Origin of the sequence: Pantoea sp. GbtcB22 (assembly GCF_019091025.1) — a bacterium.
Classification (GTDB): Bacteria; Pseudomonadota; Gammaproteobacteria; order Enterobacterales; family Enterobacteriaceae; genus Pantoea; species Pantoea leporis.
Map to the genome: position 1 here is coordinate 1 of NZ_JAGXKB010000833.1, position 237 is coordinate 237.

Sequence of the window (237 nt, forward strand, 5' to 3'; positions counted from 1 at the left end):
CGAGCCAAGATGGCCCCCTTCCATTGCCGCAGCGACGGTACCGGAGTAAAGCACATCGTCGCCAAGGTTTGGACCGGCGTAGATGCCGGACTCGACGATATCGGGACGCGGCTGCTTCAGCTTGTTCACGCCGAGGAACACGCAGTCGGTCGGCGTGCCCATCTGGAGCGCGATATCGCCGTTTTCATGTGTAAAGCTACGCAGCGGCGTCTCCAGCGTGAGCGAGTTAGATGCGCC

General features: G+C 61.6%; 1 protein-coding gene. It reads right to left on the minus strand.

Annotation, left to right across the window (positions count from 1 at the left end):
- A partial coding sequence (locus KVT28_RS26815) for a 5'/3'-nucleotidase SurE (protein WP_305801836.1) occupies positions 1-237 on the minus strand: 237 nt, incomplete at both ends.